At 65.5% G+C, this 13,476-nt stretch carries 13 protein-coding genes; 11 read left to right on the top strand and 2 right to left on the bottom strand.

The window, feature by feature from the left end; genetic code table 11:
• The first annotated feature begins 221 nt into the window (after positions 1-221).
• Both D1Y85_RS25905 and D1Y85_RS25900 read left to right on the top strand, forming a co-directional pair.
• Complete coding sequence (locus tag D1Y85_RS25905) at positions 222-659, top strand: CHRD domain-containing protein (protein WP_124153928.1); 438 nt, start codon at positions 222-224, stop codon at positions 657-659.
• 78 nt (positions 660-737) lie between these two features.
• The gene (locus tag D1Y85_RS25900; protein ID WP_124153927.1) at positions 738-1,688 is read left to right on the top strand and encodes an alpha/beta hydrolase; all 951 of its coding nucleotides are present in this window, start codon (positions 738-740) and stop codon (positions 1,686-1,688) included.
• Here D1Y85_RS25900 and D1Y85_RS25895 read toward each other — a convergent pair.
• The gene (locus D1Y85_RS25895) at positions 1,658-2,530 is read right to left on the bottom strand and encodes an EcsC family protein (RefSeq protein ID WP_124153926.1); all 873 of its coding nucleotides are present in this window, start codon (positions 2,528-2,530) and stop codon (positions 1,658-1,660) included. The genes D1Y85_RS25900 and D1Y85_RS25895 overlap by 31 nt on opposite strands.
• Positions 2,531-2,681: 151 nt before the next feature.
• On the opposite strand from D1Y85_RS25895, the gene D1Y85_RS25890 reads away from it, so the two are divergent.
• Positions 2,682-4,277: an MDR family MFS transporter gene (locus D1Y85_RS25890; protein ID WP_124153925.1), complete on the top strand. Its 1,596-nt coding sequence runs from the start codon at positions 2,682-2,684 to the stop codon at positions 4,275-4,277.
• A 51-nt stretch (positions 4,278-4,328) separates the two neighbouring features.
• Positions 4,329-4,793: a MarR family winged helix-turn-helix transcriptional regulator gene (locus D1Y85_RS25885; protein ID WP_124153924.1), complete on the top strand. Its 465-nt coding sequence runs from the start codon at positions 4,329-4,331 to the stop codon at positions 4,791-4,793.
• Between the two features lie 79 nt (positions 4,794-4,872).
• On the opposite strand, the gene D1Y85_RS25880 is transcribed toward D1Y85_RS25885, so the two are convergent.
• Complete coding sequence (locus D1Y85_RS25880; RefSeq protein ID WP_124153923.1) at positions 4,873-6,165, bottom strand: amino acid deaminase; 1,293 nt, start codon at positions 6,163-6,165, stop codon at positions 4,873-4,875.
• Positions 6,166-6,329: 164 nt separating this feature from the next.
• Here D1Y85_RS25880 and D1Y85_RS25875 point away from each other — a divergent pair, with 164 nt between their 5' ends.
• From D1Y85_RS25875 to D1Y85_RS25845, 7 genes are all read left to right on the top strand, one after another.
• A complete protein-coding gene (locus D1Y85_RS25875; protein WP_124153922.1) occupies positions 6,330-7,280 on the top strand; it encodes a MurR/RpiR family transcriptional regulator in 951 nt (316 codons plus the stop codon).
• A 210-nt stretch (positions 7,281-7,490) separates the two neighbouring features.
• Entirely contained in the window at positions 7,491-8,975 is a 1,485-nt protein-coding gene (locus D1Y85_RS25870) for an N-acyl-D-amino-acid deacylase family protein (protein ID WP_124153921.1), read from the top strand.
• Between the two features lie 79 nt (positions 8,976-9,054).
• Positions 9,055-9,444 (top strand): RidA family protein, encoded by a 390-nt coding sequence (locus D1Y85_RS25865; RefSeq protein ID WP_124153920.1) that lies wholly within the window; start codon positions 9,055-9,057, stop codon positions 9,442-9,444.
• Positions 9,445-9,916: 472 nt separating this feature from the next.
• Positions 9,917-10,864 (top strand): IclR family transcriptional regulator, encoded by a 948-nt coding sequence (locus D1Y85_RS25860; protein WP_124153919.1) that lies wholly within the window; start codon positions 9,917-9,919, stop codon positions 10,862-10,864.
• A complete protein-coding gene (locus tag D1Y85_RS25855) occupies positions 10,861-11,931 on the top strand; it encodes a 2-dehydro-3-deoxygalactonokinase (RefSeq protein ID WP_124153918.1) in 1,071 nt (356 codons plus the stop codon). Before D1Y85_RS25860 ends, D1Y85_RS25855 begins: the two co-directional genes overlap by 4 nt.
• A gap of 43 nt (positions 11,932-11,974) precedes the next feature.
• A complete protein-coding gene (locus D1Y85_RS25850) occupies positions 11,975-12,664 on the top strand; it encodes a 2-dehydro-3-deoxy-6-phosphogalactonate aldolase (RefSeq protein WP_124153917.1) in 690 nt (229 codons plus the stop codon).
• Positions 12,661-13,443, top strand: coding sequence for an SDR family oxidoreductase (locus D1Y85_RS25845; RefSeq protein ID WP_124153916.1), 783 nt, complete (start codon positions 12,661-12,663; stop codon positions 13,441-13,443). Before D1Y85_RS25850 ends, D1Y85_RS25845 begins: the two co-directional genes overlap by 4 nt.
• Positions 13,444-13,476: the final 33 nt, after the last annotated feature.

Raw genomic sequence — 13,476 nt, 5'->3', positions numbered from 1 at the left:
ATCAAGCGTCGAGCTTACGGGTACCGCGACGAGGAGTACTTCTTCCTCAAAATCCGCGCCGCGTTCCCCGGTAATCGTCGATGAACCTCTTTTTTTGCCTGTTTTTCTACCTGGTTTTGCCAGTTTGGGACGTGTCTGACGTTATCTCGAAATTTGCTCTAGCATGTTGGAACGCTGCCGAAGCGGTTCGGTGCGGCGCACCACAACAACGGAGAATTCTCATGATTGCGCTTCGTCCATTGCAGTTTGCTCTCGCCTTGTCTTTCCTCGTTGCATCGGGCGCCACGTTCGCCGACACCGTCGCGCTCAAGGCCAATCTCCAGCCGTCCAGCGAAGTCCCGCCGCGTGTGAGCCACGGCCATGGCACGCTCGACGCCACGTTCGACACGTCGACGAAGTCGCTGCAATGGACGGTGACTTACGCTGACCTGTCGGGGCCTGTGACGGCCGCGCACTTCCACGGTCCGGCGCCCGTTGGCCAGAACGCCAATGTGCAGGTGCCGATTGCGAAGGGGGATATGCCGAGCCCGATCAAGGGGACGGCGACCCTCGACGAAAAGCAGACAGCCGATCTCATGGCCGGCCAGTGGTACGTCAACATTCACACGAAGCAGAATCCGTCCGGCGAAATTCGCGGCCAGGTGTTGCCGGCCAACTGACGGTGCGTGTCGGCGTCTTGTCCGCGGCGCACGTGCCATGCCGTGGCGCCGCGGTGCCGCTCACTGGAGCGTGAGCCGATGAGCTGGCAAGGCGCGCTAATCCGCTGGTATCTGCGTCGCCGCTTTCTGCCCGCCACGCGCGAGCCGATCGACGTCGCGCGCGTGCGCGCGCGTACGGCAAAGCGCGTGTGGTCTCCGCGTCCGCCCATCGACTTTCGACTCCACGAGCAGTACGCCGCCGCCGATGCGCCGCTGCGCGGGGAGTGGTTGCTCCGCGTTGCCGGGGCGGCGCGCACCATCCTCTATCTGCACGGCGGCGGGTACTACTTCTGCTCGCCGAAATCCCATCGCACGATTACCTTTGGTCTCGCTCCGCGTGCGCAAGCCGACGTGTTCTCGCTCGACTATCGCCTCGCGCCCGAGCATCCGTTCCCCGCTGCGCACGACGATGCACTCGCCGCGTACCGGCAGTTGCTGGCCGAGGGCAGGCGCGCCGGGTCGATCGTGATTGCGGGCGACTCCGCGGGCGGCGGGCTTGCGCTCGCGACGCTGGTCGCGTTGCGCGATGCCGGCGATCCGCTGCCGGCGGGCGCGCTGCTTTACTCGCCGTGGACCGATCTCGCCTGTACTGGTGCGTCGCTTCGCGAAAACGATGGGCATGATCCGATGTTCAGTGCCGACGTGTTCGCCCGCGTGGCGCCGCTCTATCTCGGTGCGACGCGCGCGACGCATCCCTGGGCGTCGCCGGTCTACGCCGACCTGCGTGGCTTGCCGCCGCTCTTCATGCTGGCGGGCAGCACGGAGGTACTACTCGACGACACGTTGCGCGTCGCCGAGCGCGCCCGCGCCGCGGGCGTGCGCGTCGAATGCGAGATCGGGCAGGGTTTGCCGCATGTCTGGCCGATTTACGCGCCGTTTGCACCGGAGGCGCGGCGCGCGCTCGACGACTCGGCCCGCTTCGTGCGGCGTGTCACCGCGACGGCCGACGAAGAGGGGCCTCAGTCGAGCGAAACGTCGATCGCTTCGTAGGCCGCCTCGACGGCCGCTTCGCCGTAGCGGCGTTCGAGCCGTCGCACGGTGAAGTGGCCGTGCGCGACGTGCTGGAAGTGATTCATGAACACCGTATTGACCATGGCACCGAGTACGGCACCGATCGCCGGGATCGATTTCGCCGCGATCTGCTCGGTCACCTGCACGGAAAAGCGCGCAGCGATGTTTTGCATGAGTTTGACGAGCGCTGTCGATCCATGGACGGCGAAACCTTTCGTCGCCATCTCCGAGGACGCCTTCGACACCGCCTGCGCGAGCGCCCCGCGCACGATGAAGTAGCCGAAGTCGGCTTCGTCGTCGGTGGGCGAGCGGCCGCCCATGCCGAACACCGTCAGGCATTGCAGCTGGGTGTCGGGATTCGCGAGGTCCTCGCCCTCGCTGCGCGCGATGTCACAGATCGAGCGGAACATCAGCGTCGTCGTGACCGGCAGTTCGACCGGTAACGCGAACAGGCCGAACGCGCCGCCCGCCGCGCCGGTAGTCGCAACCGCGAATTTGTGCAGCAGATTGCCCGGCTTCGCACCCGGCGCGCCATTGCCGACGGCGCCTTTGCCAAGCGTTTTGAGCGCGATCTGCAGGCATTTGCGCAGCGCGGCCTGGGTGGCCTCGTTCACCTTGTCGCTCGCGGGACCGGGCAGCTTCGCGATCATCTTTTCAACGGGCGCGCCGACGATCGCCGCCAGTTGCATGCCAAGTGGCGGACTTTCGAGCAGGTGCTTGGCGCGACGCAGTGCCTCGAAGTCGGCTTTGGACAGTGCTCCGCCGATGTCCGGTGCGTCGGGCGCATCGGGCACATTGGACGTTTCTGACTGTGGCCCCATAAATCTCCCGCTGGAAGTGGCATTCGCGTTCAGCGTTCCGAGCAGCGGGCGCCGTGCCTGCGACTCGTGAACGTCAAGTGTGCCCAGTGTAGGGGATCACGTCGTGATATTATTTTAATCTTTGACGCGTCAAACGTTGCTGGATCAAAAGATGGCTGTCCATACTGCCGCCCACCACTCAAGTGGGCAGGTTCTGCCGTTCCGTGAGTCGTTGCTGGCCATGCTCGGTGTTTCCTTCGTGACGATGCTGGTCGCACTCGATCAGACTGTCGTCGGGACCGCGCTGCCAACCATCGTTTCCGAACTGCGCGGCTTCGAGCTGTACGCATGGGTCGCGACGTCGTACCTGCTCACGTCGGTGATTACCGTCCCGATTTTTGGCCGGCTCGGCGATTACTACGGGCGCAAGCCGTTCCTGATTGCGTCGATCGTCGTCTTCACTGCCGCCTCGGTGCTTTGCGGCGCCGCCAACAGCATGCTGTTCCTCGTGATTGCGCGCGGGCTGCAGGGCATCGGCGGCGGCATGCTGGTTGGCACCGCCTTCGCCTGCATTCCCGATCTTTTTCCCGATTCGGTCGTCCGCCTGCGCTGGCAGGTGCTCATGAGCTCGGCGTTCGGCATCGCCAACGCAGTCGGGCCGTCGCTCGGCGGATTCCTCACGCAGTACTACGGCTGGCGTTCCGTCTTCTACGTGAACCTGCCGGTCGGACTCGTTTCGCTCGTCTTCGTCTTGCGCTATCTACCGCATCTGCGGCACGTCGTACACGAGACGCGCATGCGGCTCGACTGGCCCGGCGCGCTCCTTATCGCGATCGCGCTCGGTAGCCTGCAACTGTTCGTCGAGCGCCTGCCGAGGCATGGCCTGTCGTTCTCTGCCGTGGCGCTGCTCGCCGTCGCCGTCGGCGCCGCGTGGGCGCTGTGGCGCTGGGAGCGCCGCTGTCCTCAGGCGATTCTCCCCGTCGACATGTTCCGCAACCGGAGCCTCACTGCGCTCTTCACCCTTGCAGTGCTCGGCGGCTTCACGATGTTCTCGCTGCTGTTCTACGCACCGCTCTTGTTTCAGGGCGGGTTCGGCATGTCGCCGAACGAGGCGGGCCTCGTCATCACGCCGCTCGTCGTGTTCATCACCATCGGCAGCATTGCGAACGGGCGCATCGTTTCGCGCATCCGCAACCCGAACCTCATGCTCTATATCGGCTTCGCGATGATCGCTGTGGCGTGTCTCGCCATTTTCGTCGCGACGCATACGACACCGCGCCCGTTGCTGATGTCGCTGATGATCGTGGGTGGACTCGGGCTCGGTTTCGTCTTGCCGAATCTCACCATCTTTACGCAGCAAACCGCGGGACGCGAACACCTCGGAATCGCAACGGCGCTCCTGCAGTCGCTGCGGATGATCGGCGGGATGTTCGGCACGGCGCTTACCGGAACGATGGTCACGCATCTGTACGCGAGCGGTGTGCGTAACGCGCTCGATGCCGATCACGCGTCGCACTGGATGCCGCAACTCGCCGATCCGCAGATTCTCATCAACCGCGACGCCCAGGCCTCGCTGATCGCCGATCTCACGCACGCCGGGCACAATGGCGCGCTGCTGCTAGAGTCCGCGCGTGAATCGCTCGTTGGTGCGATTCATCTGGGCATCGCTGTGGCGGGAGTGATTGCGCTCGTGTCGCTCTGGCAGACGCGGCGCGTGCCGCCCGTCCGCCTGCAACGCAAGGTCGAGCCCGTCGTCCACGCGGATTGACGTGGCCGGAATTCCAGCCTGAAGCCAGGCCATAACGACAAAAGTCACGACATGGATACACCGGATCGCATCGCCATCGTCCAGCAATTCGGAAGGACGTATCGCGCGTTCATGGCGGGTTTCGAGGCGCAAGTGGGGCATCCGCTGCCGCGCTGGCGCATCATGCTCGCGCTGTACGAGCAGGACGGGGAATCGTCGCAGAAGCGGCTCGTCGAGCGGCTGCGCGTCGATCCTGGCGCGCTCACGCGGCAGTTGAAGTCGCTGGAATCGCTCGGCTGGATCGAGCGCAGCAGCGACGCGCGCGATAACCGCGTTACGAACGTCCGGCTCACCGAAACCGGGCGCGCTGCAACCGAAGCGAGCCTGCCGCGCCGCAACGCGTTTCTGAACCTGACGATGTCGCTTCCCGACGACGCGCTGGCGGCACTCTCGGGCGCGCTCCGCATGATGGAGGTGCGCATCGGCGAGGCGGCGAGTGCTGTGCAAGCGCAAGCCGACGCGTCCAGCGGTACCTGAGGCCCGCTTTCGCGCACCCTCGCCGGGCCTCGCGCTTTTGCCGCGCAAGGCTGCGCGGCACGCGAAGCGAATTAGCGAATCAGAAGTACGTCCCGATCACTTCCGTCACCTGATACGACGGATCGACCATCAGCACCTGACGCCACTTGTCGAACGTGAGGCACGGGTGCGAAATGTCGAAGGCGATCATGTCGCCGACCTCAATATCGGCGTCTGCTGGAATCTGCAGGTAGGCGTGCTGATCCATCATCTGGAAGATTTGCCAGCCTTCGCTCGCGGCGATCTCGCGTGGCGCCGCGCCGCTTGCGCAATCGCGCGACGGACGATAGTGCCGTGAGGGCTCGGGGAAGCCTGCGTCGTACGCGGCATCGCGCTTGCCGAAGCCGATAATCGCACGACCCGGCTCCGGAATCGACTGCACATAGGCCCAGAGCTGCAGCGCGGGCAGGAGCGCGACGCCCATTTCGCGCGCGACCGGATTGCGCGTGAGGATCTGCGACTGCGCTTCCTTGTACACGCCGACGTCGTGCGTCACATAGCAGCCGGGGCGCAGCACGACTTCGACGACATCCGCTTTCGACGCGCCTGCGAATTCTTCGGCGACGACGTCATACCAGGCCGATCCCGCGCCGGAGAGCAACGCGGGTGCGCGCGCGAAGCGGCCCGCGGCGATCAGTTCCTTCGTGACGTCGAGCGCCTCGCGCAGGAACGCGCGGACTTCGCTTTCCTCCTTGAGGATGCCCTCGTAGAGTTCGACGCCCGCGAGCTTGATCGAATCGCGATAGCGCCTGATTGCTTCAACCACTGCGTCGCGCGTTTGTGCGTCGCGCACGCCGGTGCGGCCGCCCGGCACGCCAAGTTCGAGCAGTACCTGCAGCTTGCGGCCGGACGCGCGAAAGAACTCACCCAGTTGCTCGACGCCCTGTACCGAATCGACGAGACAGAAAAATTCGAAGTCGGGATCGCTGAGCAGTTCGCCGATCATCATCATGTTGTGGCGCCCGACCAGCTGATTCGCCATCAGTACGCGCGTGATGCCGCCTCGATACGCAATGCGCGTCTGGTGCGCAGTGGCCAGCGTGATGCCCCACGCGCCGGTGTCGATCTGGCGGCGAAAGAGTTGCGGCGCCATCGTCGTCTTGCCGTGCGGGGCGAGCTTCACGCCGTAGCGCGTGACGAAATCCTGCATCCATTTCAGGTTGTGCTCGACGCGGTCCGAATAGAGGACTGCGGCGGGCAGGCTCACGTCCTCGTTCAGCAAGTTCCACTCGAGTCTTGCTGCGTCGGCGAGCTGCACGCTCGTGCCCGGCACGTTCCCGAGTCCTTTGCTGTTCGGGTCGATAGTCGCGCCCTGATAGTTTGTAACTTTCATTTCCATTCGCTCCATTTCGCCACTGGACGACGCCTGGCGTTGACCCGCTGATGGTACACAAAGTACCATGCTCACGTGAATTGTTATTTGTTAACAGAACACGTCAAAAATGCACCGGGTTCTCCCCGATACCGGCCATTCACGCCTGCCCAATGTCCGTCCCCATGAATTCTGCCGTTGAACCGGGCCGCTTCGATATCGTCGCACGCATCGCAGGGTGTGTGCCCACGTTGCGTCCGGCCGAGCGCGAGGTTGCCGCGCTGATCCTCGATGATCTCGCGAGCGCAGCGCGCGCGAGCATCGGTGAACTGGCCCGGCGCGCCGGCGTGAGCGTCGCGTCCGTGACCCGCTTCGCCAAGACGGTGGGCTGCGACGACGTGCGCGAGCTGAAGCTGCGGCTCGCACAGGCCGCTGCCGTCGGCGAGCGTTTCCTGCGCAGCGGCGCGATGGCTCAGGCAGAGAAGGGCACGAACCGGCGCGGCAGCGGCGAACGCGATAAGCGCCGCAAGGACGCCGCGCCCGAACCGCTCGCCACGCGCGTCTTCGACGAAATCCATACCGCGCTCGCGCGCAATCATGATCTGCTGCACGAGGCGCCGATCACCGAGGCCGCCGAGGCGTTGCGCGCTGCACGCATGATCTACGTGTTTGGCATGGGCGGCAGTTCCACGGCGCTCGCCGACGAAATGCGCTTTCGCCTCGTGCGCCTTGGCCGCCCGGTGGCGTCGTATCAGGACAGTCTGTTGCAGCGCATGGTGGCGAGCACGATGTCGCCGGAGTCCGTCGTCGTTGCGCTTTCCGTGACGGGGCGCGTGCCGGAGATGCTCGACAGTTGCCGCATCGCACACGACTACGGGGCGACAATCATCGCGCTCACGGCGCCCGCTTCGCCGCTTGCTGCGATGGCCGACTGGCTCGTGCCGATCGTCGCCAGCGAGACCGATTTCATTTACAAGCCATCGTCATCGCGCTACGCGATGATGATGGCGCTAGATGTGCTTGTGACCGAACTGGCGCTCGCCCAGCCCGAGCAAACGCGCGAATTGCTGCGCCGCGTGAAGCACACGCTCGACGCGCATCGCGGCGGAGGTGAGCGGCAGCCGCTTGGTGATTGACTGCGTTACACGGGATGGGAACGCTCTGCGTGGGTCCGGAGTAAGTGCTGAGGCACTAAGTCCGGACCGACATAGGCTCTAAAGCGCCACGTCCCGTAGACAGCTCTGCATGGGATCGGACTAAGCGCTAAAGCGCTAAGTCCCGTCGACCGCTCTGCATGGGATGGCACTAGGCGCTAAAGCGCCAAGTGCCATCGACAGGAGAAACAAATGCATTCCCACCCGGAAGCCGCCGACACCCTGATCGTCGGCGCAAGTCTCTACGATGGCACCGGCGCGGTGCCGCTCGAGCGCGACGTGGCGTTGCGCAACGGCCGCATCGCGGCGATCGGCAATCTGTCGAACTGGCTCGCCGACGATGTGATCGAGGCGAACGGTCGCGCGCTCGCGCCCGGTTTCATAGACGTGCATACCCATGACGACACACACGTGATCCGCTCGCCGCAGATGCTGCCGAAGATCAGCCAGGGCGTGACGACGGTGATCGTCGGTAACTGCGGAATCAGCGCGTCGCCGGTGACGCTCAAGGGCGATCCGCCCGATCCGATGAACCTGCTCGGCGATCGCGATGCATTTCGTTATCCGACCTTTTCCGCCTGGATCGATGCCGTGAACGCGGCAAAACCCGCGGTGAACGTCGGCGCACTGATCGGCCATACGGCGCTGCGCAACAATCACATGGACGATCTCAAGCGCGCGGCCACGTCCGCCGAGATTGCCGCGATGCGCGCGCAACTCGAAGACGCGCTGGCGCACGGTGCGCTCGGGCTTTCCACGGGGCTCGCTTACGGTTCGGCCTACGAGGCCTCGACGGAAGAAGTCGCTACGCTCGCCGAGCCGCTCGCGGCGGCGGGCGCACTCTACACGACGCACATGCGCACCGAGTTCGACGCGATTCTCGACGCGATGGAGGAGGCGTATCACATCGGCCGTCACGCGCGCGTGCCGGTCATCATCTCGCACCTGAAATGCGCTGGGCCCTCGAACTGGGGGCGAAGCGCGCAAGTGCTGACGTCGCTCGAAGGCGCGCGCAGGTATCAGCCGGTGGGCTGCGACTGCTATCCGTACAGCCGTAGTTCGTCGACGCTCGATCTCAAGCAGGTGACCGGCGATATCGACATCACGATCACGTGGTCCACGCCGCATCCCGAGCAGGCGGGCAAGCTCATCAAGGCAATTGCGCAAGAGTGGGGCGTAACGCAGCAGGAAGCGGCGAGGCGCCTGCAACCGGCGGGCGCGGTGTACCACAACATGTCCGAGGACGACGTGCGCCGCATCCTCTCGCATCCCGCGACGATGGTCGGCTCGGACGGACTGCCGAACGATCCGTTGCCGCACCCGCGGTTGTGGGGTGCGTTTCCGCGCGTGCTCGGCCACTACGTGCGCGACGCGGCGCTGATTCCGCTCGAAGAGGCGGTGCGCAAGATGACGAGCCTGTCCGCGCGGCGCTTCGGACTGACTGAGCGCGGCGAGGTGCGCGTCGGCTGGCATGCCGACCTCGTGCTGTTCGATCCGGCGACGGTGCGCGACACAGCGACGTTCGACGCGCCGCAGCAGGTGGCGGACGGCATCGACGCGGTGTGGGTCAATGGCGTGCTTTCATACCGCGATGGTCAGCCGACCGGCGAGCGCGCGGGCCATTTCGTCGCGCGCGGCGAACGCGCGATGCAGGCCTTTGCTGTACAGGCATTCTGATCTACGAATCTTGAACCTCGCCGCGTGCAGCCATGACGGCAGAGCCCGCGTCGAACGATCTGCAAGCAAGGAGCAAACGATGAAACGAATTGGAGCGGAAGGCGGCAAGGGCCAGGGCGGACAGCATCTGCCGTTCGCGCGCGCCGTGGAAGCCGACGGCTGGCTGTACGTCTCGGGCCAGACGCCGATGGAGGGCGGCGAGGTGATCAACGGCGGTATCGTCGAACAGTCGCACAAGGCGATCCAGAATCTGTTCGCAATCCTGAAGGAAGTGGGGTACGGTGCCGAGCACGTTGTGCGCTGCGGCGTGTGGCTCGACGACGCGCGCGATTTCCAGTCCTTCAACAAGATCTTCCGCGAGTATTTCGGCGAGCATCCGCCGGCGCGCGCATGCGTGCAGTCGAGCATGGTGGTCGACTGCAAGGTCGAGATCGACTGCGTCGCTTACAAGGCTCCGGCCGGGAAGTAATCGCGCGGACACGGTGCGCCGGAGTGTGAATGGCAGAGGCGGTCCTCAGTTCGAGGGCCGCCTTTTGTTTTTTCCGGGCGATGCGGCGGGATCGGGCGCGAGGCGGTGTGAAGCCTGTACGCGCGTTTGCTCAACTTCATACATAAAGAAGTCCGAATGCGTATTTCCCAATATATGAGCAGTACATTCACATATTGGAGATCGCGAAAAAACCGACCTACAATCAAAACCAGCCGGCGGGCGCTGTCTCGACATCGAGCGCAGCCCGCCGGATCACCGACAAAGACCGGCCCGCCGCGCACCGCAGTTCGCACGGCTTGCCGCACAAGATCCGGAGACATTGCCATGTTCCAGCCTGCCACGCGCGCTGCATCGCCCCGGCTATCCAGAGGTGCCCTCGCGCGCCGTCGCGCCAGTTGAACGCGCCGCTTCCCGTTAGCAACCCCTCTTTCGCCCATTCATCGCCAACGCCATGACCAAAGCGATGTCCTCGACGCTTACGGCGAGTCAGCCCGCCGACGCGGCCGACACGGCACCCGATGCCGCGTCCGCCAGGCCCACCGCACGGAAGTCGCGCTCAGGCGCAGGAGAAATCGGCGTGAGGGGCTCGCTGCCCGACGCGATGGCGCAGCAGACCGGCACGCAGACCCTGCTGCGCGGTCTCGCCATTCTCGAAGCCGCTGCGGCAGGCGTGCGCGACCTGCGCTCGTTTGGCGCCGTGCTCGGCACGACACGAAGCACGACGCACCGCCTCGTCTCCAGCCTCGTGCAGGCACGCTATCTTCGTCAGGTGCAGGGCGGCTACCTGCTCGGACCGAAGCTGATCGAACTCGGCACCATCGCGCTCGAACAGATGCCGCTTACTGCGGTCGCGCATGCGCACCTTGTCACGCTCGCCGATGAGACGCTCGACACGATCCACCTCGGCGTGCGCGATGGCGATGACGTGCTGTACATCGACAAAATCCCCGGTCAGCGCGGGCTCGAAATGCGTTCGCGCGTCGGCCACCGGATGCCGCTCGCGTCGACGGGCATCGGCAAGGCGATGATGCTCGACCTTGCGCCGCAGTCGTGGCGCGACCTGTTCGACGCGTCGCGCCGCACGCTCGCGGGAGTGAACTTCCGTCCCGACCATAGTCCCGACCATGAAACGTTCCTGAGGCGCATGGCGAACTATGCGGCCGGCGGCTACACGTTCGATCTTGAGGAAAACGAAATGTCTATCCGATGCGTTGCCGCGCCGGTGCGCGACGCATCGGGCGCGATCGTCGCGGCGCTATCGGTGGCGAGCACGATCCCGTATATGCCGCTCGAACGCATGGACGAACTGATTCCGGTCGTGCAACGCGAGGCGCGGGCGATCTCGATGGAACTCGGCTGGCGCGCGCCGCAGCCGGCCACGCGCAGGATTCGCCGATGAAGGCCCGCGACAAGAGCAAGAGCACGGAGACGCGAACGGAAAAGCGCACGCGCGAGCCGCAAGGCGCACAGAGCGCGGACGTCGCGAAGCATGCGGCGCTGCTCGCGCTCGACTGGGGTACGACTTCGCTGCGAGCGTATCTGTTCGACGCGGCGGGCGAAGTGCTCGCGACACGCGTTTCGACGGCCGGCATCATGAATCTGCCGGTGCCGGCAGCGGAGGGCGGATTCGAGGCGGCGTTCGACGAGGCCTGCGCCGTCTGGCTCGCGGAGTCGCCTGCGTTGCCGGTGCTCGCGGCGGGCATGGTGGGCAGCGCGCAGGGATGGGTGCAGGCGCCGTATGTCGAGACACCGGCCAGCGCCGAGGCGCTCGTCGAGGGCATCGTTCGCGTGCGCACGACGAGCGGCGTCACCGTGTGCGTCGTGCCGGGCGTGCTGGAGCCCGGCGCGCTGCCGAACGTGATGCGCGGCGAGGAATCGCAGGTGTTTGGCGCACTTTACGGGGCGTCGCGCGCCGGCGTGGCCGCGCGACCCGATACCGCGCGCTCCGCGCTGATCGGCTTGCCGGGTACCCACGCGAAATGGGTGGTGGTGGAGGGCGGCCAGATCGCGCGCTTCTACACGTTCATGACGGGCGAGGTGTACGCGGCGCTCATGGCGCACACGATCCTCGGCCGTACGATGAAGCGGCCCGCCGAGCCGGACACGCAGGCGTTCCTGCGTGGTGTGTCCGTCGCGCGCGAGCACGGTTGCGCGGGCCTGCTCGCGACGGCGTTCAGCACGCGCACGCTGGGTCTTACGGGGCAGCTCGCGCCCGATGAACAGCCCGACTATCTATCGGGCGTCGTGATCGGTCACGAACTCGCCGGGCTCGAAGCAGCGCTGGCGCGTCGCGACGTGGCGCTTGCGGCGTGCGCGCCGCCGCTGATCGGCAACGATGCATTGTGCGAGCGCTATCGGCTCGCGCTCGAACAGTTCGGGTGCACCGGGGCGCGTCTCGTGCACCGGGCGACCGAACGCGGGTTGTGGCACATCGCGGTGCTGGCAGGGCTTGTCGCACCGCGTTGAACGTCCGTCCAGAGAAACGCATGGCGACAGACAGGAACACGATATGGATGCCGAACTAAACCTGCCCACTCCTTACACGCCCCACGCGGGCTTCGTCGCCGCGTTCGTCGCGTGCCGGATGATCGCGATCATGCGCGGCATCACGCCCGCCGATGCCGCCGATCATGGCCGCGCGCTCTACGAGGCGGGGTTTCGTATCGTCGAAGTGCCGCTGAATTCGCCCGATCCGCTCGACAGCATCGCGGCGCTGCGTGCGGCGATGCCCGCTGACATGATGATCGGCGCGGGCACGGTGCTCACACCCGAACGCGTGCGCGACGTGAAGAACGCAGGCGGCGAATTGATCGTGATGCCGCACGCGGACACCGACGTCGTCACTGCTGCGAAGCGCAAGGGCCTTGCGTGCGTGCCCGGCGTCGCCACGCCGACCGAAGCCTTTGCCGCACTGAAGCACGGTGCCGACGCGCTCAAGATGTTTCCCGCAGAACAACTCGGCCCGGCCGTGACGAAGGCCTGGCGCGCGGTGATTCCGTCTGTCGTGCCGTTGTTGCCGGTGGGCGGTGTGAAGCCCGACAACATGGGGCCTCAGCTTGCCGCGGGCGCGAGTGGGTTCGGGCTCGGCTCGGCGCTTTACAAACCCGGACAGGACGTTGCTGCGACGCGCGCCAATGCGCTCGCATTCATTGCGGGCTGGCGCGCCGTGCTTGGCGCGGAGAAAGGAGTGCCGGCGTGAATCGCCTCGCGGGCAAGGTTGCCATCGTGACAGGTGCTGGACGCGGTATTGGCGCGGCGATTGCGCGCGCGTTCGTGGCCGAAGGTGCGGCGGTCGCACTCGCGGAACTCGATGGCGAAACTGCGCGCACCACAGCACGCGAAATCGCACAGCAATACGGCGATGCAGCGAAAGCGCTGGCGCTACAGGCGGATGTCACGCAGTCGGCATCGATGCATGCTGCGGTGAAGGAAACGGAGCGCGTCTTCGGTCCCGTCGACGTGCTCGTGAACAACGCCGGCATCAACGTGTTCGTCGATCCGCTCACGATGACCGACGATGACTGGCGTCGCTGTTTCGCCGTCGATCTCGACGGTGTCTGGAACGGTTGCCGCGCGGTGCTGCCGGGTATGGTCGCGCGCGGCGCGGGCAGCATCGTGAATATCGCCTCGACGCACGCGTTCCAGATCATTCCCGGCTGCTTTCCGTATCCGGTCGCGAAACATGGTGTGATCGGCCTGACTCGCGCGCTCGGTGTCGAATACGCCGCAAAAAACGTGCGCGTGAACGCAATCGCGCCAGGCTACATCGAGACGCAGCTGACACGCGAATGGTGGGACGCGTATCCGGACCCGCAAGCCGCCCGTGCGCACACACTCGCGCTTTCGCCGATGAAGCGCATCGGCCGCCCGGAGGAGGTGGCGATGACGGCGGTGTTCCTCGCGTCGGACGAGGCCCCGTTCATCAACGCGAGCTGCATCACGATCGACGGAGGCCGCACGGCGCTGTATCACGATTGAACGAAAACACAGGAATCCTTGCGATGCGCTAGC

It is taken from the genome of Paraburkholderia dinghuensis, from assembly GCF_003837865.1.
GTDB lineage: Bacteria > Pseudomonadota > Gammaproteobacteria > Burkholderiales > Burkholderiaceae > Paraburkholderia > Paraburkholderia dinghuensis.
This window is presented reverse-complemented; position numbering and strand designations above follow the sequence as displayed.